Here is an 18,384-nt window from a genome sequence, read left to right as displayed (position 1 = left end):
AGACGGTCATGAACCTTCTCGACAGTGTCGACTCCGCATCGCTGCGCAGCGACGTCCCCGCGTTCCGCCCCGGCGACACCGTGAACGTCCACGTCCGTGTCATCGAGGGCAACCGCTCCCGTGTCCAGCAGTTCAAGGGCGTCGTCATCCGCCGTCAGGGCTCCGGTGTGCGCGAGACCTTCACGGTCCGCAAGGTCAGCTTCAGCGTCGGCGTGGAGCGCACCTTCCCGGTGCACACCCCGATCGTCGAGAAGATCGAGGTCGTGACCCGCGGTGACGTCCGCCGCGCCAAGCTGTACTACCTGCGCGAGCTCCGCGGCAAGGCCGCGAAGATCAAGGAGAAGCGCAGCTGAACCATCGCCGGAGGTCCATCCCGCCCGGCCGGTTAGGCTTTTGGGGCGATGGACACCGACGAACAGCTTTCCGAGCGCGACCGCTCTGCCGCACCCCCTGAGGGGCGGCGGACGCGGTCGCGCTCGGTGCGTTCCGGCCCCGGGGGCCGGCCGCGTTTCCCCGGCCGCGGCCCGTGGCGGCGCGCCGGGGTGCTGGTGGCCCTCTCCGTCGCCGGGGTCTCGCTGCTCAGCGCCTGTGTGGTGCAGCCCTTTCTCATCCCCAGCGGCTCGATGGAGCCCACCCTCCGGACCGGCGACCGGGTGCTCGTGAACAAGCTCGCCTACGGATTCGGCAACGAACCGGGCCGCGGAGACGTAGTGGTGTTCGACGGCACCGGTTCGTTCGTCCACGACGGGCGCTCCGGTGGCGTGCTGACCGGACTGCTGCGCGAGGCGGCAGCCGCCGTGGGACTCGCGGAGCCGGACGGGACCGACTACGTCAAGCGCGTGGTGGGGATCGGCGGTGACCGGGTCACCTGCTGTGACGAGCGGGGGAGGATCAAGGTGAACGGCGTGGCCCTCGACGAGGACTATCTGCTTCCGGGCGACAGCCCGTCCCAGGTGCCCTTCGACATCGTCGTGCCGTTGGGCAGACTCTGGGTCATGGGTGACCACCGCAGCGACTCCCGCGACTCCCGCGACCATCTCGGTGAGCCCGGTGGCGGCACGGTGCCCGTCGGCCGGGTGATCGGCAGAGCCGACTGGATCGGATGGCCGGCCCACCACTGGACGTCCCTCACCGTGCCGGAGGAGTTCGCACGCGTGCCCGACGCGTCGGACGCCGGGCGGGGAGGCCGCCATGGGTAACCGCGGAAAGCCGCGGGGCGGCCCCGACCGTGACATGCGCCTGCCGACGGGGTCGCGTCCCACCGGCGGGCGGCTGACCGGCGGGCGGGCCGAACGGCGCCGTGCGGCACAGCGCATCAAGCGCCGGCGCCGCCGTTCGGCGATCCGGGAGGTGCCGATCCTCATCACCGTGGCCGTCCTGATCGCGCTGGGGCTGAAGACCTTCCTCGTGCAGGCGTTCGTGATCCCGTCGGGCTCGATGGAGCAGACCATCCAGATCGGCGACCGGGTCCTGGTGGACAAGCTGACGCCGTGGTTCGGCTCCAAGCCGCAGCGGGGTGACGTCGTGGTGTTCAAGGACCCGGGCGGCTGGCTGGAGGGCGAGCAGATCAGCACCGAGGAGGACCCGGTGGGGATCAAGCAGGGAAAGCAGCTGCTGACCTTCATCGGCCTGCTGCCCTCGGACGACGAGCAGGACCTGATCAAGCGGGTCGTCGCGGTCGGCGGGGACACGGTGCGGTGCTGTGACCCGGACGGCCGGGTCACCGTCAACGACACGGCGATCAACGAACCGTACCTCCACCCCGGCAACTCACCCTCCGAGCAGCGGTTCGAGGTGGCGGTCCCGCCGGGCCGGCTCTTCGTCATGGGGGACCACCGGTCGAACTCGGCGGACTCCCGCTTCCATCTCCAGGAGACCGCGAACGGCACGGTCCCGGAGGACCTGGTGGTGGGCCGGGCCCTGTGGATCGCCTGGCCGTTCGACCACTGGAGCGGGCTGGAGGAGCAGGAGACCTACGCCTCGGTGCCCGACCGGAGCGGCGCGGCGACACCCGCGGCCGCCCTGGTCCCGCGGAGTGACAGGCCAGGGGCCCATACTGGGGGTCCCGGGCCCGAGCCGGCCCGGGAACGGCAAGCGATGATCCATCTCCCGATCCCTGCGGAACTCCCGCTCGTTATGGGAGTGGTGGGCCTGCGCCGTGCGCGGGCCAAGCGGCAGTGCGGAGTGAGGAGTGGATGTGGGGGATGTGGCCGTCGGCGCACGAACCGGTCAGGACGAACCCGAGGAGCGCCCGGAGGACGGGGAGCGTTACGGAGACCCGGACGGCGGTGAGGAAGGCGCTGTGAAGGGGAAGAAGCAGCGGTCCTTCTGGAAGGAGTTGCCGATCCTCATCGGGATCGCGCTGCTCCTGGCCCTTCTCATCAAGACCTTCCTGCTGCAGGCCTTCTCGATCCCCTCCGACTCGATGCAGAACACGCTGCAGCGCGGGGACCGGGTGCTGGTGGACAAGCTGACCCCCTGGTTCGGTTCCGAACCGGAGCGGGGCGAGGTCGTCGTCTTCCACGACCCCGGCCGCTGGCTCGGGGAGATGCCCGAGACCGAGTCCGGTCCGGTCGCCTCCGCGGTGCGCAATGTCCTCAGCGCCGTCGGGCTGATGCCGTCCGCGGAGGACAAGGACCTGATCAAGCGGGTCATCGGGGTGGGCGGCGACACAGTCGAGTGCAAGAAGACCGGTCCCGTCGAGGTCAACGGCAGGGCGCTCGACGAGACGTACCTCCACCCCGGGGACACGCCCTGCGGGGACAAGGAGTTCGGCCCGATCAAGATTCCGGAGGACCGGATCTGGGTGATGGGCGACCACCGTCAGAACTCCCTCGACTCCCGCTACCACCAGGACCTCCCCGGGAACGGCACCGTCCCGGTCGACGAGGTGGTGGGACGCGCGGTGGTCGTGGCCTGGCCGCTCGACCGCTGGTCCACCCTCCCCGTCCCGGACACCTTCGACCAGAAGGGACTGAACGCCGTGGCCGCCGGGGCGGCCCCCGCTGCCCTCGGGTTCGCCGGTGCGGTGCCGCTGGTGCTGTGGCGCCGCCGGCGGCTGCTCGCGCGGGACGCGGGCGGGGCGGCCGGTACGTCACCCATGGCGGCGTCCGGTGCGGCGCCCGTGACGGTGACGGAAAAGCCGGAGCGGGACGGCTGACCGCGTCCCGTACCGCCGGGTAGGGTGCCGTCCCGGAGCACCGAGGCGGGGAGCGGGAATGACGACAGCGGGACGGACGGCCGGCGGCCGTCGCACAGCGGGCGGGATCCTGTCCGGACTGGCGGTGGCCGTCGGCTGTGTGCTGTTCCTGGGCGGATTCGTCTGGGCGGCACTGCTCTACCAGCCCTACACCGTCCCGACGGACTCCATGGAGCCGACCGTCAACGCGGGTGACCGCGTACTGGCGCAGCGGATCGACGGCGAAGAGGTCCGCCGCGGCGATGTGGTGGTCTTCACCGACTCGACCTGGGGCGACCTCCCCATGATCAAGCGAGTGGTGGGGGTCGGCGGGGACAAGGTCGTCTGCTGCGACGCGGACGGCCGGCTGACCGTGAACGGCGAACCGCTCGAAGAACCGTATCTGCGGAGCACCGGGCCCGCCTCTCCGATGGAGTTCACCGCGGAGGTGCCCCGCGGGAGCGTGTTCCTCCTGGGCGACCGGCGGAACACCTCCCTGGACTCGCGGGAGCATCTGACCGACGGCGGCCAGGGCGCGGTGCCCGCCGGCGCGGTGAGCGCCCGGGTGGACGCCGCGGTCTGGCCGGCCGGCTCCTTCGGCATGGTTTCCCGTCCCGCGCCCTTCGCGGAGCTTTCCGGCGGGGTGTCCGAGCCCGGCCCGCTGCGGCCGCTCTCCCTGGCCGCCGCCGCGGGCGTGGTGCTGATCCTCGCGGGGGCCGTGCACGGGCCGCTGGCCCGCCGGGCCGAGCGGCGGCGCGCGGCGGGGACCGGTGGCTGAGGAGTGGCGGAAGGTCGCGCGCGTCGTCCTGCTCGACCCCGCCGACCGGATCCTGCTGCTGCACGGACACGAACCCGCCGATCCCCGGCGTTCCTGGTGGTTCACCCCCGGCGGCGGGGTCGAGCCCGGGGAGAGCCGGGAGGAGGCGGCCCGGCGCGAACTGGCCGAGGAGACGGGGATCACGGAGGTCGAGCTGGGGCCCGTGCTCTGGCGGCGCGCCTGCTCCTTCCCGTTCGACGGACGCCGCTGGAACCAGGACGAGTGGTACTACCTGGGCAGGACCGGGCAGACCGGCACCGACGACACCGGCCGCACCGAACTGGAACGGCGCAGTATCACCGGCCTCCGGTGGTGGACCTCCGGGGAACTGTCCACGCTGCGTGAGACGGTGTATCCGACCAAGCTCGCGGAGCTGCTGCGCACGCTGCTCGCCGAGGGTCCTCCGAGTGCGCCCGTGGTCCTGGAGGCGGAACGGGCCTGACGCACAATAGGGGGACGCCCGGCTGAAGGGGACCATGTCATGAGCGCCGAAGACCTCGAAAAGTACGAGACCGAGATGGAGCTGAAGCTCTACCGGGAGTACCGCGACGTCGTCGGCCTGTTCAAGTACGTGATCGAGACCGAGCGGCGTTTCTATCTGACGAACGCCTACGAGATGCAGGTGCACTCGGTGCAGGGGGAGGTCTTCTTCGAGATCTCCATGGCGGACGCCTGGGTGTGGGACATGTACCGGCCCGCCCGGTTCGTGAAGCAGGTCCGGGTGCTGACCTTCAAGGACGTGAACATCGAGGAGCTCAACAAGAGCGACCTCGAACTGCCGGACGAGTCCGGCTTCAACCGGTGAGGGCGGGCCGGTGGCGGCGGGCCCCGGGGCTCGGCGCGGGTGCCGCGGTGTCGCGGGGACCAGGCGCCGCGGGCTCCGGTGCTGCGGGGGCGGGGCCGGAGTCCGGGGTCCGTGTGTGCGGTGGCGGCCCGCTGAGGCCCTCGGCTCACCCGTACGAGTGAGCGAGTTTTCCACAACCGGCGAGTAGTCCACCGTTCCAGACCAAGATCCACTTCATGCTTCCGGTTCCGGGACAGTCGGTCCCGGAGGTGGTGCCGATGAACGCGCGAGGAGCGCTCGGCCGCTACGGAGAAGACCTGGCGGCCCGACGGCTGGCCGATGCCGGCATGACGGTGCTGGAGCGCAACTGGCGCTGCCGCGAGGGCGAGATCGACATCGTCGCCCGGGACGGCGACGCCCTGGTGATCTGCGAGGTCAAGACCCGAAGGGCCGGTGGCCGCGAGCACCCCATGGCGGGCGTACCGGTCCGCAAGGCGGCGCGGCTGCGACGGCTCGCGGCGCGATGGCTGCTGGAGCGCTGGCCGGCGCCGCAGCCGCCGCCCGGAGGGGTCCGGATCGACCTGGTGGGTGTCCTGCTGCCGGGGCGCGGTGCACCCGTGGTCGAGCATGCGCGGGGGGTGGCCTGATGGGGTTCGCGCGCACCTGCTCGGTGGCGCTGGCCGGGATCGAGGGCGTGGTGGTCGAGGTGCAGGCGGACCTCGAACCCGGGATCGCCGCCTTCACCCTCGTCGGGCTGCCGGACAAGAGCCTGGTGGAGAGCCGGGACCGGGTCCGGGCCGCCGTGGTCAACTCCGGCGCCGAGTGGCCGCAGAAGAAGCTCACGGTCGGGCTCAGCCCGGCCTCCGTCCCGAAGAGCGGCAGCGGCTTCGACCTGGCCGTGGCCTGCGCCGTTCTGGGCGCGGCGGAGCGGATCGATCCGCGGCGGATCGCGGATCTGATGATGATCGGCGAGCTCGGTCTCGACGGGCGGGTGCGCCCGGTCCGGGGCGTGCTTCCTGCCGTGCTGGCCGCGGCGGAGGCCGGTTACGAGCAGGTGGTGGTCCCGGAGCAGACGGCGGCCGAGGCGGCCCTGGTGCCCGGGGTCGCCGTCCTCGGGGTGCGCAGCCTGCGGCAGCTGATCGCCGTGCTGGCCGGTGAGGCCGTTCCCGAGGAGGAGCCCCGGGAGGCCGGGCGTCCGGACCCGATGCTCGCCGGGCTCGCCCTCCCGGGCTCGGGTGCGGCCGCCGGGCTGGCCTCCCGGCCGGCGGACGGCGGCGGCCCGCTGCCGGATCTCGCCGACGTCGCCGGCCAGCGGGCCGCCCGGACGGCGCTGGAGGTGGCCGCCGCCGGCGGGCACCACCTCTATCTGAAAGGTCCTCCGGGAGCAGGCAAGACGATGCTGGCCGAGCGGCTTCCCGCGCTGCTTCCGCCGCTGACCCGGCGGGAGTCCCTGGAGGTGACGGCCGTGCACTCGGTGGCGGGCGTCCTCCCGCCCGGCAAGCCGCTGATCGACACACCCCCCTACTGCGCGCCGCACCACTCCGCGACCATGCCGTCGCTGGTCGGCGGCGGCAACGGCCTGCCGAGGCCGGGGGCCGTGACCCTCGCCCACCGCGGCGTCCTCTTCCTGGACGAGGCCGCCGAGTTCAGCGGCCGGGTGCTGGACGCCCTGCGGCAGCCGCTGGAGTCCGGGCACGTCGTGGTGGCCCGCAGCGCGGGTGTCGTACGGCTGCCGGCCCGCTTCCTGCTCGTCCTCGCGGCCAACCCGTGCCCCTGTGGCAGGCACTCGCTGTCCGGGGCGGGCTGCGAGTGCCCGCCCGCCGTCGTCCGGCGGTACCAGGCGAGGCTCTCCGGCCCGTTGATGGACCGGGTGGACCTCCGGGTCGGCGTCGAGCCGGTGGGGAGACGGGCCCTTCTGGAGGGGGCGGCGGGCGGCGAGCCCACCGCGGTGGTGGCCGGGCGGGTGCTCCAGGCCCGGGAACGGGCCTCGGCCCGGCTGGCCGAGAGCCCGTGGCGGCTCAACGGCGAGGTGCCGGGACACGAGCTGCGCACCCGGTGGCGGCCGGAGTCCGGCGCGCTGCGGGAGGCGGAACGGGACATGGAGCGGGGGCTGCTCACCGCGCGCGGTCTGGACCGGGTGCTCCGGGTGGCGTGGACGGTCGCCGATCTCGCGGGCCACGACCGGCCCGCGGCCGCCGACGTGGCCCTGGCTCTCCAGCTGCGCACCGGCGTCAGCCGGGGAGCGGTACCGGTCGGGGAGCCGGTATGACGGGCGGTCCGGCCGCGGACGCCGCGGAGCGGGAGCGCCGGGCGCGGGCGGCCCTCACCCGGATCGTGGAACCGGGCGACGAACTGGCCGGGCGGTGGCTCCGGGAGCGGGGACCAGTCGCTCTGCTGCGGCTCTTCCTCGGGAGGGGCCGGGCACCGTCCGAGGTCAGCGAGGAGCGGATGGCCGGCTACCGGGCCCGGGCGGCCGGGGCCGATCCGGAGGCGGCGCTCCGCGCCGCGGAGGCCGCCGGTATCCGGTTCGTCTGCCCGGGAGACCAGGAGTGGCCCGGACAGCTGGACGATCTGGGCGATGCCCGCCCCCTCGGTCTCTGGGTGCGCGGAAGACCGTCCCTGCGGCTCTGGGCGCTGCGGTCGGTGGCCGTCGTCGGGGCCCGGGCGTGCACGGACTACGGCGCGCACGCGGCCACCGCCCTCGGCGCCGGTCTCGCGGAGCGGGGCTGGGTGGTGGTCTCCGGCGCGGCCTACGGGATCGACGGCGCGGCGCACCGCGGGGCGCTGGCCGCGGGCGGCGCCACCGTCGCGGTCCTCGCCTGCGGAGTGGACCGTGCCTACCCGCGCGGCCACACCGAGCTGCTGCGGCGCATCGCCGATCAGGGCCTGCTGGTGGCCGAACTCCCGCCGGGCGGGCACCCGACTCGAAGCCGCTTCCTCCAGCGCAACCGGGTCATCGCCGCGCTCACCCGCGGCACGGTGGTCGTGGAGGCGGAGTACCGCAGCGGATCGCTCGTCACCGCCCGCCGGGCCCAGCGGCTGGGCCGGCTGTCCGCCGGCGTGCCCGGCCCCGTGACCTCCGGTCTGTCCGCGGGAGTCCACGAACTCCTGCGCGGGGAGGCCACTCTGGTCACCGACGCGGATGAGGTGATCGAGCTCGTCGGCGGCATCGGGGAGCTGGCCCCCGGCCGGAACGGCCCGGTGGTCGCCCGGGATCTGCTGGCACCGCTCACGGCCCGGGTGCTCGACGCCCTGCCGGCCCGGCGCGAGGCGGACACGCGGGAGATCGCGCGGGAAGCGGGCACGGACGGCGACGAGGCGAGAGCACGGCTGTACGAATTGCTCTCGCTGGGATTCGTCGAACGGCACGGCGACCGATGGCGCCTGGCCCGCCCGGCCGGCGGTCCTGCGCTCCGTCCGGAAGACCCCCTCTGACCTGCTGCGACCGGGTGACGGGTAGCGGTCCGCCGCCGGGCCCGTCTTCACACCGGAGCACCACGCCCATCGCACGCGTCCCACGCGCCACTCGACGGGCGTAACTCCGCGGTGCGGTCAGCGGAACGTATCTGCGCATGAGATACCCGCAGTCCTTCGCACACTGCTACCGGGTGGTCACGCTACGCTTACGGGAGTCCTGGCTCCGACCGACGATTTCACCCTGACGGCAGAACGGCTCAAGGCGACGAATGCCCCAGCACACCTCCGGGTCTGACCGCGCGGCAGTGCCACCCGCCGCCCGCGGCAGCGTGCGCCCCGCCGCCCCCTCGTCGCTCGACGAGCTCTGGCGGTCGTACAAGGACACGGCTGACAGCCGGCTGCGGGAACAGCTGATCCTGCACTACTCGCCCCTGGTGAAGTACGTGGCCGGGCGGGTGAGCGTGGGCCTGCCGCCCAACGTCGACCAGGCCGACTTCGTGTCCTCCGGCGTCTTCGGGCTCATCGACGCCATCGAGAAGTTCGACCCCGGGCGGTCCATCAAGTTCGAGACCTACGCGATCACCCGCATCCGCGGAGCGATGATCGACGAACTGCGTGCGCTGGACTGGATCCCCCGCTCGGTGCGGCAGAAGGCCCGAGCCGTCGAGCGGGCCTACGCCACGCTGGAGGCCGCCCTGCGGCGGACCCCCACCGAGGCCGAGGTCGCCGAGGAGATGGGGATCTCCACAGAGGAGCTGCATCAGGTCTTCAGCCAGCTCTCCCTGGCCAATGTGGTGGCCCTGGAGGAGTTGCTGCACTCCGGCGGCGAGGGCGGCGACCGGCTCAGTCTGATGGACAAGCTGGAGGACACCGCGGCGGACGACCCCGAGGAGGTCGCCGAGGACCGCGAGCTGCGGAGGCTGCTGGCCCGGGCCATCAACACCCTCCCGGAGCGGGAGAAGACCGTGGTCACTCTCTACTACTACGAAGGGCTGACCCTCGCCGAGATCGGCCAGGTCCTCGGCGTCACGGAGAGCCGGGTGAGCCAGATCCACACCAAGTCCGTTCTCCAGCTGCGGGCCAAACTGGCCGATGTCGGGCGCTGACCCCCGCCCGCGGAGGGCTCTGTTGCCCGGGCGCTCGCCGTCGGCGGGTGCTCGTCCGTAGAGTGGACGGGTGCCAAGGATTCGAGCGGCCTCCGTGGCCGAGCACCGGACCATGCAGCGCGGCGCCCTGCTCGACGCCGCCCGATCCCTGTTGTCCGAGGGCGGAACGGAGGCACTGACCTTCCCCGCCCTCGCCGAGCGCACCGGACTGGCGCGCTCCTCCGTCTATGAGTACTTCCGCTCCAGGGCGGCCGTCGTCGAGGAGCTGTGCGCTGTCGACTTCCCGGTGTGGGCCGCGGAGGTCGAGGCGGCCATGGCCGTGGCCGGCACGCCCGAGGAGAAGATCGAGGCCTATGTGCGGCGGCAACTGGCTCTGGCCGGGGACCGGCGCCACCGGGCGGTGGTGGCCATCTCCGCCGGGGAGCTGGACGCCGGGGCGCGGGAGAAGATCCGGGCCGCGCACGGAGGCCTGATCGCGCTCGTCGTGGAGACCCTCGGCCACCTCGGACACCGGCAGCCACGGCTCGCGGCCATGCTTCTGCAGGGAGTCGTGGACGCGGCCGTCCGCCGGACCGAACTCGGGGCGGCGGAGAGCCCGGAGGAGATCACGGAGGCAGCGGTGGCCATGGCGCTGCGGGGCGTACGGGGCGGCTGACCCGGCGTCCCACCGCACCGAACTCCACCGCACCGCGCACCGCACCGCACCGCACCGCGGCGCACCGCGGCGCCGCGACGCCCGCCCCGGCCCCGGCCGTCGACCGGCCACCGCCCGCCCGGTGTTCAGACATCGGGTTCGGGTACGCCGAAGACCGGCAGCAGGCGGGACGGGGCGCCGCGCAGTATCCAGCCCGGCAGCAGCGACAGCGGATCCAGATACTCCTCTCCGCGCAGCAGGCCCCAGTGGAGGCAGGCGGTCCGGCAGTGGAACGACCCCCGGTCCAGCACCCCGACCGGCTGTCCGGCCGTCACCCGGTCCCCCCTCTCCACCTCCGCCGTCACCGGCTGGTAGGTGATACGCAGCGGGGGCTCGCCCGTGCCGTCCAGTTCCACCGACACCACGCCGCGGCCCGCGACGACACCCGCGAACGAGACCCGGCCCGGCGCCGCGGCGCGGACCGTCCGGCCCGGGCGGGAGGCCAGGTCCACCCCGCGGTGACCGGCCGCGTACCGCGAGGGTGGCGGCTGCCAGGCCCGCAGGACCTCCGGCCGCCGGCCGGCCGCACGGGCGGCGCCGTCCGTTCCGCCGACCGGCCAGGCACGGGGGCCGCGGGTGAGGTCCCGGGCCGTCCGCGGTCCGGCTCGCCGCCCCGTCCCGTCGTCCGGGCGGGGCCGGGTGTCCGGGCGGCCCGTGGCGGGCCCGGCCGCTTCCCCGCCCGTTTCCCCGGCCGCCTCCGCGGTGGCGAGGGACGGCGACGCGGAGGCGGCGCCCGTGCCGGGCCCGGGGCCGGGCGGCCGGGACACGAGCAGCCAGACCGCGAGCAGCGCGCAGGCCGCCGCCGGCCAGCAGCGCGCCCGGCGGCCGGGGGCCGTGTCTGCGCGCCCTTCCGTGCTCCGGGCGAGCACCCGGAAGCGTTCTCCTCCTCGGCCCCGCCGCCCGGTCCGTGCCCGGTGTGGCCCGTGCCCCGCCGCTTCGTTCCTCCGCATGGGGCGACGGTCCCGCATCCGCCGGCCACCGCGTGGATCTTGGACCCAACCTGTGGATTACCGGCCGGTTGTGGACAACCCGGTGCCGGGACCCGGGGCCCGCGTTCCGCCTCCGGACCGGTCCCGTCCGTGTCGTCCGGGGGTGCGGCCGTCCCGTACACTTCTGGTGGCGATCCGGGTGACCGGATCGACTTCGCACGCCCCGCCACCGTCGCGTCAGACCTCTCAGGCAGCGCGGTGGCCGCGTCCCTCGGTCCTCGGAAGCAGCTTTTCCGCGGCACGACGCGCCGGGGCGTCAGGCACGGCGGCCGCCCGGCCGCGGTGGAACCGAGAATGTCAAGGAGTACGGCCATGGCCGTCGTCACGATGCGGGAGCTGCTGGAGAGCGGCGTCCACTTCGGGCACCAGACCCGTCGCTGGAACCCGAAGATGAAGCGTTTCATCTTCACCGAGCGCAACGGCATCTACATCATCGACCTGCTCCAGTCGCTGTCGTACATCGACCGCGCCTACGAGTTCGTCAAGGAGACCGTCGCGCACGGCGGCTCCATCATGTTCGTCGGTACCAAGAAGCAGGCGCAGGAAGCCATCGCGGAGCAGGCGACCCGCGTCGGCATGCCGTATGTCAACCAGCGCTGGCTGGGCGGCATGCTGACCAACTTCTCGACCGTCTACAAGCGTCTGCAGCGTCTCAAGGAGCTCGAGCAGATCGACTTCGAGGACGTGGCCGCCTCCGGCCTCACCAAGAAGGAACTGCTCGTCCTCTCCCGCGAGAAGGCGAAGCTGGAGAAGACCCTCGGCGGTATCCGCGAGATGCAGAAGGTGCCCAGCGCCGTCTGGATCGTGGACACCAAGAAGGAGCACATCGCCGTCGGCGAGGCGCGCAAGCTCAACATCCCGGTGGTCGCGATCCTCGACACCAACTGCGACCCGGACGAGGTCGACTACAAGATCCCGGGCAACGACGACGCGATCCGCTCCGTCACCCTGCTCACCCGCGTGATCGCCGACGCCGCCGCCGAGGGCCTCATCGCCCGCTCCGGCGCGGCCACCGGCGACCAGAAGCCGGGCGAGAAGGCCGGCGAGCCGCTGGCCGAGTGGGAGCGCGACCTCCTCGAGGGCGGCGACAAGAAGGCTGCCGAGCAGCCGGCCGCCGCCGAGGCCGAGAAGCCGGCCGAGGCCCCCGCCGCCGAGAAGCCGGCCGAGGCCCCCGTGGCCGAGGCGCCGGCTGCCGAGGCGCCCGCCGAGGCCCCGGCCGCGGAAGCCGAGAAGGCCTGACCCCAGCGTCACGGCTGACGACGGCGGGGGCCCGGCGCCCCCGCCGTCCACCCGTAGATCCGATCGATCGACTTTCGAGAAGAGATTGACAGACCATGGCGAACTTCACCGCCGCTGACGTCAAGAAGCTCCGTGAGCTCACCGGCGCCGGCATGATGGACTGCAAGAAGGCGCTGGACGAGGCCGAGGGCAACGTCGACAAGGCCGTCGAGATCCTGCGCGTCAAGGGCCAGAAGGGCGTGGCCAAGCGCGAGAGCCGCACGGCCGAGAACGGTGCCGTCGTCTCCCTCATCGCGGACGACAACAAGTCCGGCGTCCTGCTGGAGCTGAAGTGCGAGACCGACTTCGTCGCCAAGGGTGACAAGTTCCTCGCCGCCGCCGACGCGCTGGCCGCCCATGTTGCCAAGACCTCCCCGGCCGACCTGGAGGCCCTGCTGGCCTCCGAGATCGAGTCGGGCAAGACCGTCCAGGCGTATGTGGACGAGGCCAACGCCACCCTCGGCGAGAAGATCGTCCTGGACCGGTTCGCGCAGTTCGAGGGCGGCTACGTCGCCACGTACATGCACCGCACCAGCCCGGACCTCCCGCCGCAGGTCGGCGTGCTCGTCGAACTGGAGCAGGAGAACGCCGAGGTGGCCAAGGACATCGCGCAGCACATCGCCGCGTTCGGTCCGAAGTACCTCTCCCGCGACCAGATCCCGGCCGAGACAGTCGAGAACGAGCGTCGCGTCGCCGAGGCCACGGCTCGCGAGGAGGGCAAGCCCGAGGGCGCCCTGCCGAAGATCGTCGAGGGCCGGGTGAACGGCTTCTTCAAGGAGAACTGCCTCCTCGACCAGGCGTTCGCCAAGGACAACAAGAAGACCGTCCAGAAGGTTCTGGACGAGGCCGGTGTCACGCTGAAGCGCTTCGCCCGCATCCGCGTCGGCGCCTGAGTCCGGTCAGCGACAGCGGAAAGCGCCCGCCGCCGCTAAGGTCGGGGGCAGCCGGCCGACGGCGTGCCGGACGGCCGCAGAGGTGACGAGGAGGCCATTGCCGCAGAGGGATCGAGCAGACCCCGTACGGCAGTGGCCTTCTTCGTCTGTGCACGAGGAGATCTCCATGAATCAGGACGCCGACAAGGCCGGTAAACCCGATCACGGTCCCCAGCGGGGCCGGTTTCTGCTGAAGCTGTCCGGCGAGGCCTTCGCCGGCGGGGGCGGCCTCGGCGTCGACCCGGACGTCGTGCACAAGATGGCCCGGGAGATCGCCGCCGTCGTCCGTGACGGCGCCGAGATCGCCATCGTCATCGGCGGCGGCAACTTCTTCCGGGGCGCCGAGCTCCAGCAGCGCGGCATGGACCGGGCCCGTTCCGACTACATGGGCATGCTGGGCACGGTCATGAACTGCCTCGCGCTCCAGGACTTCCTGGAGAAGGAGGGAATAGACTCCCGCGTCCAGACCGCCATCACGATGGGCCAGGTCGCGGAGCCGTACATCCCGCTCCGGGCGGTGCGGCACCTGGAGAAGGGACGCGTCGTCATCTTCGGCGCCGGCATGGGGATGCCGTACTTCTCCACCGACACCACCGCCGCCCAGCGCGCGCTGGAAATCGACGCGCAGGCCCTGCTGATGGGCAAGAACGGCGTCGACGGGGTGTACGACTCGGACCCGCGGAAGAACCCCGACGCGGTGAAGTTCGACGCCCTCGAGTACAGCGAGGTCATCACCCGCGGTCTCAAGGTCGCCGACGCCACCGCCATCACCCTGTGCATGGACAACAAGCTGCCGATTCTCGTCTTCGAACTTCTCGCCGAAGGCAATATCGCGCGTGCGGTGAAGGGTGAGAAGATCGGCACGCTGGTGAGCGACCAAGCGACCAGGGCCTGACCCGGGAGGTCCGGCCCGATACGGGGATGGACAACAGCCTGCCGGTCGGACACCGTGCAGGAGTAGACGCGCGCAGGGGCGAGGCTCTGCTTACTGATAACACCAGGAGCAAGTGGTGATCGAAGAGACCCTCCTCGAAGCCGAGGAGAAGATGGAGAAGGCCGTCGTGGTCGCCAAGGAGGACTTCGCCGCGATCCGCACCGGCCGTGCGCACCCGGCGATGTTCAACAAGATCGTGGCGGACTACTACGGGGCGATGACGCCGATCAACCAGCTGGCGTCGTTCTCGGTCCCGGAGCCGCGGATGGCCGTGGTGACCCCGTTCGACAAGAGCGCGCTGCGCAACATCGAGCAGGCGATCCGCGACTCCGACCTCGGGGTCAACCCGAGCAACGACGGCAGCATCATCCGCGTGGTGTTCCCCGAGTTGACGCAGGAGCGCCGCAAGGAGTACATCAAGGTCGCCAAGCACAAGGCCGAGGACGCGAAGATCTCGATCCGCAGCGTCCGGCGCAAGGCCAAGGAGACCATCGACAAGTTCATCAAGGACGGTGAGGTCGGCGAGGACGAGGGCCGCCGCGCCGAGAAGGAGCTCGACGACACCACCGCGAAGTACGTGGCGCAGGTGGACGAGCTGCTCAAGCACAAGGAAGCCGAGCTGCTCGAGGTCTGATGAACGACTCTTCCCGGGGCGCCCCGCCGCACGCCGGCTACGGGGGACCGCCCGGTCAGGGGCCCGTGCGGCCTCCCGCGGCGGGTCCCCCGCACGGGGCGGGCGATGCGGCGCAGACTCGGCCCATGCCCATCGTGCCCCCCGCAGGCGGCGACCAGGACGACCGCGACGGACACGACCGGGGGGCCGCTCGTCCGAGCGGCCCCCCGGTCCACGCGCACCGCCCGGCCGGAGCCCATCCGTCTCCCGCGACGCCGCCCCGCAAGCGCGCGGGCCGCGACCTGCGGGCCGCGATCGGCGTGGGAGTCGGCCTCGGCGCGGTGATCCTCGCCTCGCTGTTCTTCGTCAAGGACGTCTTCGTCGGGGTGATCGCGGCCGCGGTCGTCGTCGGCCTCTGGGAGCTGACCTCCCGGCTGCGCGAGCAGAAGGGCATCCGCGCGCCACTGGTGCCGCTGGCCCTCGGCGGCGTCGCCATGGTCGTCGCGGGGTACCTGCGGGGTCCGGAGGGCGCCTGGGTCGCCATGGCGCTCACCGCGCTCGCCGTCCTGGCCTGGCGGATGACGGACGCCCCGGAGAACTACCTCCGCGACGTCACGGCCGCTCTCTTCGCCGCCTTCTACGTGCCGTTCCTCGCCACCTTCGTGGCGCTGATGCTGGCCGCCGACGACGGTGCCTGGTGGGTGCTGGTCTTCCTGCTGCTCACCGTGGTCAGCGACACCGGTGCCTACGCCGTCGGCTGGCGCTTCGGCACGCACAAGCTCGCGCCGCGCATCAGCCCCGGCAAGACGCGCGAAGGCCTGCTCGGGGCGGTCGGCTTCGCCATGGTGGCCGGCGCGCTGTGCCTGGAGTTCCTGATCGACGGGGGCAGTTGGTGGGAGGGCCTGCTGCTCGGCCTGGCGGTCGCGGGCAGCGCCACCCTGGGCGACCTCGGCGAGTCCATGATCAAGCGGGACCTCGGGATCAAGGACATGGGCACGCTGCTCCCCGGCCACGGCGGGATCATGGACCGTCTGGACTCGCTGCTGCCCACCGCTCCGGTCGCGTGGCTGCTGCTGGTGGTCTTCACGGGCTCGGGCTGAGCCCTCCGGCGCACGCGAGGCCCCTGCCGCCGCACGGTTCGGCAGGGGCCTCGGCGCGTCTCCGGCGGCGCCCCGCGGCCGGGTGACGGGAGCCTCGTCCGCGGGGCGCCGGAGGACCGTCCGGCGTCTGCGACACTGGGGGAATCATGCCTAAGCCCGGAGAACTCACCTTTGCCGTGCCGCGCGGGGCCAAGAAGCCGCCGCGGCATCTTGCCGACCTCACCCCCGCCGAGCGCCGTGACGCCGTGGCGGCCATCGGCGAGAAGCCGTTCCGGGCCGGCCAGGTCTCGCGTCACTACTTCGCCCGGTACGCCGGCGACCCGGCGGCCTGGACGGACATCCCGGCGGCGGCCCGTGAGAAGCTCGCGGCCGAACTGCTGCCCGAACTCATGACCGTCGTGCGGCACATCAGCTGCGACGACGACACCACCCGCAAGACGCTGTGGCGGCTCTTCGACGGCACGCTCGTCGAGTCGGTCCTGATGCGCTACCCGGACCGGGTCACCATGTGCGTCTCCTCGCAGGCCGGCTGCGGGATGAACTGCCCCTTCTGCGCCACCGGCCAGGCCGGTCTCGACCGCAATCTGTCGACCGCCGAGATCGTGCACCAGATCGTGGACGGCATGCGGGCGCTGCGGGACGGCGAGATCCCCGGCGGGCCGGCCCGGCTGTCGAACATCGTCTTCATGGGGATGGGCGAGCCGCTCGCCAACTACAACCGCGTCGTCGGCGCCATCCGGCGGCTCACCGACCCCGAGCCGGACGGTCTCGGGCTCTCGCAGCGCGGCATCACCGTCTCCACCGTCGGTCTCGTCCCGGCGATGCTGCGCTTCGCGGACGAGGGGTTCAGCTGCCGGCTCGCGGTCTCGCTGCACGCCCCGGACGACGAGCTCCGCGACACCCTCGTGCCGGTCAACACCCGGTGGAAGGTGCGCGAAGTGCTCGACGCCGCCTGGGAGTACGCCGAGAAGTCCGGCCGCCGGGTCTCCGTCGAGTACGCGCTGATCCGCGACATCAACGACCAGGCCTGGCGCGGTGATCTGCTCGGCCGGCTGCTCAAGGGCCGCCGCGTGCACGTCAATCTCATCCCGCTCAACCCGACGCCCGGCTCGAAGTGGACCGCCTCGCGGCCCGAGGACGAGAAGGCGTTCGTGGCCGCGCTGGAGGCGCACCGGGTGCCGGTGACCGTCCGGGACACCCGGGGCCAGGAGATCGACGGCGCATGCGGTCAGCTGGCCGCCGCGGAGCGCTGATATCGTCGTTTTCGAACGTCTATTCCGACAGGGGAGCGCACAGCGCTGAGAGTGCGGCGGCAGCCGCAGACCCTCGAACCTGAACCGGGTCATACCGGCGTAGGGAGTTCGGTCACCACTCGACAAGCTGTCGTGCCCTGCCCGCTTCAGGGGAGGCACCACTCATGACCACGCACCTTCGCGGACGGTCCGCCGCCGCGCTGCTCGTCACCGCGCTGGGCGTCACCTCGCTCGCCGCGTGCGGCGACTCCGGTGATCCGGCCGGGAAGGACGGCGGCGAGACCGCGGCCGTCACCCTGGTCACCCATGACTCGTTCGCCGTCTCCGACGACGTGCTGAAGGAGTTCACCGAGCAGACCGGCCGCAAGGTCGAGATCCTGCGCGGCGGCGACGCCGGCACGACCGTCAACCAGGCCGTGCTGTCCAAGGGCAATCCGCAGGGTGACGTCCTCTTCGGCGTCGACAACACCCTGCTCTCGCGCGCCCTCGACCACGGGATCTTCTCGCCGTACGAGGCCAGGGGGCTGGAGAAGGTACCGGAGGAACTCCGGCTCGACCGGGGGAAGCACCGGGTCACGCCCGTCGACTACGGCGACATCTGCGTCAACTACGACCGCGGCTGGTTCGAGAAGAAGCGGCTCGCGCCGCCGGAGACCTTCGACGACCTGGTGAAGCCGGCCTACAAGGACCTGCTGGTCACCGAGAACGCCGCCACCTCCTCGCCGGGGCTGGGCTTCCTCCTCGCCACCGCGGCCGAGTACGGCGACGACGGCTGGCAGGACTACTGGAAGAAGCTCAAGGCCAACGGCGTCGAGGTGGTCGACGGCTGGGAGCAGGCCTACAACGACCGCTTCTCCGGCTCCGGCGGCGGCAAGGGCAAGGGCGACAAGCCCCTCGTCGTCTCCTACGCCTCCAGCCCGCCCGCCGAGGTGCTGGGGCAGGACCCGCTGCCCCAGGAGGGGCCGACGGGGGTGGCGAAGGGCACCTGCTTCCGGCAGACCGAGTTCGCCGGGCTGCTGGACGGCGCGGAGAACCCCGAGGGCGGCAAGGAACTCCTGGACTTCCTGCTGAGCGAGACCTTCCAGGAGGACGTGCCGTTGCAGATGTTCGTCCATCCGGCCCGCACGGACGTCAAGCTGCCGGAGGTCTTCACCCGGTACGGGGAGACGATCGAGAAGCCCGCCTCCCTGTCCCCGGAGAAGATCGCCGAGAACCGTGAGCAGTGGGTCAAGGCATGGTCCCAGCTCGTTCCGAGGTGACCGCCGGGGCGGAGCCGCCCGCGGCTCCGC

General features: G+C 72.3%; 20 protein-coding genes and 1 riboswitch. Of the genes, 19 read left to right on the top strand and 1 reads right to left on the bottom strand.

Going from position 1 to position 18,384, the window contains the following annotated elements; translation table 11 throughout:
• The first annotated feature begins 8 nt into the window (after window positions 1–8).
• The 12 genes from rplS to SXIN_RS08130 all read left to right on the top strand — a co-directional run bounded on the left by rplS (window position 9) and on the right by SXIN_RS08130 (window position 9,957).
• A complete protein-coding gene (gene rplS, locus SXIN_RS08185) occupies window positions 9–353 on the top strand; it encodes a 50S ribosomal protein L19 (RefSeq protein WP_019709833.1) in 345 nt (114 codons plus the stop codon).
• A 48-nt stretch (window positions 354–401) separates the two neighbouring features.
• Window positions 402–1,199, top strand: a complete 798-nt coding sequence (gene lepB / locus SXIN_RS08180) for a signal peptidase I (RefSeq protein ID WP_039822090.1) — start codon at window positions 402–404, stop codon at window positions 1,197–1,199.
• Window positions 1,192–2,292 carry a signal peptidase I gene (gene lepB / locus SXIN_RS08175; RefSeq protein WP_039822088.1) on the top strand — a complete coding sequence of 367 codons (1,101 nt, stop codon included), beginning with the start codon at window positions 1,192–1,194 and terminating at the stop codon, window positions 2,290–2,292. Before lepB (SXIN_RS08180) ends, lepB (SXIN_RS08175) begins: the two co-directional genes overlap by 8 nt.
• On the top strand, window positions 2,207–3,160 hold the full coding sequence (gene lepB, locus SXIN_RS08170; protein WP_019709830.1) for a signal peptidase I: 954 nt from the start codon (window positions 2,207–2,209) through the stop codon (window positions 3,158–3,160). The genes lepB (SXIN_RS08175) and lepB (SXIN_RS08170) overlap by 86 nt, the downstream gene beginning before the upstream one ends.
• 58 nt (window positions 3,161–3,218) lie before the next feature.
• Window positions 3,219–3,956, top strand: a complete 738-nt coding sequence (gene lepB / locus SXIN_RS08165; protein ID WP_095756802.1) for a signal peptidase I — start codon at window positions 3,219–3,221, stop codon at window positions 3,954–3,956.
• Entirely contained in the window at window positions 3,949–4,437 is a 489-nt protein-coding gene (locus SXIN_RS08160) for an NUDIX hydrolase (RefSeq protein ID WP_019709828.1), read from the top strand. Before lepB (SXIN_RS08165) ends, SXIN_RS08160 begins: the two co-directional genes overlap by 8 nt.
• Window positions 4,438–4,476: 39 nt before the next feature.
• Window positions 4,477–4,800 carry a DUF2469 domain-containing protein gene (locus SXIN_RS08155; RefSeq protein ID WP_019709827.1) on the top strand — a complete coding sequence of 108 codons (324 nt, stop codon included), beginning with the start codon at window positions 4,477–4,479 and terminating at the stop codon, window positions 4,798–4,800.
• 257 nt (window positions 4,801–5,057) lie between these two features.
• Window positions 5,058–5,426, top strand: coding sequence for a YraN family protein (locus tag SXIN_RS08150; protein WP_019709826.1), 369 nt, complete (start codon window positions 5,058–5,060; stop codon window positions 5,424–5,426).
• Window positions 5,426–7,048 carry a YifB family Mg chelatase-like AAA ATPase gene (locus SXIN_RS08145; RefSeq protein WP_095756801.1) on the top strand — a complete coding sequence of 541 codons (1,623 nt, stop codon included), beginning with the start codon at window positions 5,426–5,428 and terminating at the stop codon, window positions 7,046–7,048. Before SXIN_RS08150 ends, SXIN_RS08145 begins: the two co-directional genes overlap by 1 nt.
• Entirely contained in the window at window positions 7,045–8,214 is a 1,170-nt protein-coding gene (gene dprA / locus SXIN_RS08140) for a DNA-processing protein DprA (protein WP_095756800.1), read from the top strand. The genes SXIN_RS08145 and dprA overlap by 4 nt, the downstream gene beginning before the upstream one ends.
• A gap of 251 nt (window positions 8,215–8,465) precedes the next feature.
• Window positions 8,466–9,302, top strand: coding sequence for an RNA polymerase sigma factor WhiG (gene whiG, locus SXIN_RS08135; protein WP_039822083.1), 837 nt, complete (start codon window positions 8,466–8,468; stop codon window positions 9,300–9,302).
• A 112-nt stretch (window positions 9,303–9,414) separates the two neighbouring features.
• A complete protein-coding gene (locus SXIN_RS08130; RefSeq protein WP_095757970.1) occupies window positions 9,415–9,957 on the top strand; it encodes a TetR/AcrR family transcriptional regulator in 543 nt (180 codons plus the stop codon).
• Between the two features lie 125 nt (window positions 9,958–10,082).
• On the opposite strand, the gene SXIN_RS08125 is transcribed toward SXIN_RS08130, so the two are convergent.
• Window positions 10,083–10,865, bottom strand: coding sequence for a M23 family metallopeptidase (locus SXIN_RS08125; protein WP_238153710.1), 783 nt, complete (start codon window positions 10,863–10,865; stop codon window positions 10,083–10,085).
• Window positions 10,866–11,297: 432 nt separating this feature from the next.
• On the opposite strand from SXIN_RS08125, the gene rpsB reads away from it, so the two are divergent.
• The 7 genes from rpsB to SXIN_RS08090 all read left to right on the top strand — a co-directional run bounded on the left by rpsB (window position 11,298) and on the right by SXIN_RS08090 (window position 18,354).
• The gene (gene rpsB, locus SXIN_RS08120) at window positions 11,298–12,224 is read left to right on the top strand and encodes a 30S ribosomal protein S2 (protein WP_095756798.1); all 927 of its coding nucleotides are present in this window, start codon (window positions 11,298–11,300) and stop codon (window positions 12,222–12,224) included.
• 95 nt (window positions 12,225–12,319) lie between these two features.
• On the top strand, window positions 12,320–13,156 hold the full coding sequence (gene tsf, locus SXIN_RS08115; protein WP_019709820.1) for a translation elongation factor Ts: 837 nt from the start codon (window positions 12,320–12,322) through the stop codon (window positions 13,154–13,156).
• A 166-nt stretch (window positions 13,157–13,322) separates the two neighbouring features.
• A complete protein-coding gene (gene pyrH, locus SXIN_RS08110; RefSeq protein ID WP_019709819.1) occupies window positions 13,323–14,090 on the top strand; it encodes a UMP kinase in 768 nt (255 codons plus the stop codon).
• A gap of 115 nt (window positions 14,091–14,205) precedes the next feature.
• Complete coding sequence (gene frr, locus SXIN_RS08105) at window positions 14,206–14,763, top strand: ribosome recycling factor (RefSeq protein ID WP_019709818.1); 558 nt, start codon at window positions 14,206–14,208, stop codon at window positions 14,761–14,763.
• Window positions 14,763–15,842, top strand: a complete 1,080-nt coding sequence (locus tag SXIN_RS08100; protein ID WP_095756797.1) for a phosphatidate cytidylyltransferase — start codon at window positions 14,763–14,765, stop codon at window positions 15,840–15,842. Before frr ends, SXIN_RS08100 begins: the two co-directional genes overlap by 1 nt.
• 146 nt (window positions 15,843–15,988) lie before the next feature.
• Complete coding sequence (gene rlmN / locus SXIN_RS08095; RefSeq protein WP_039822077.1) at window positions 15,989–17,095, top strand: dual-specificity RNA methyltransferase RlmN; 1,107 nt, start codon at window positions 15,989–15,991, stop codon at window positions 17,093–17,095.
• A gap of 19 nt (window positions 17,096–17,114) precedes the next feature.
• A riboswitch (TPP riboswitch) is annotated at window positions 17,115–17,219 on the top strand.
• A gap of 40 nt (window positions 17,220–17,259) precedes the next feature.
• Window positions 17,260–18,354: a thiamine ABC transporter substrate-binding protein gene (locus SXIN_RS08090; protein WP_019709815.1), complete on the top strand. Its 1,095-nt coding sequence runs from the start codon at window positions 17,260–17,262 to the stop codon at window positions 18,352–18,354.
• The last annotated feature ends 30 nt before the right edge of the window (window positions 18,355–18,384 follow it).

The sequence above is a fragment of the Streptomyces xinghaiensis S187 genome (assembly GCF_000220705.2).
GTDB classification, from domain to species: domain Bacteria; phylum Actinomycetota; class Actinomycetes; order Streptomycetales; family Streptomycetaceae; genus Streptomyces; species Streptomyces xinghaiensis.
The sequence above is the reverse complement of the archived record's forward strand: the minus strand, read 5'-3'. Positions and strand labels throughout refer to the sequence as shown.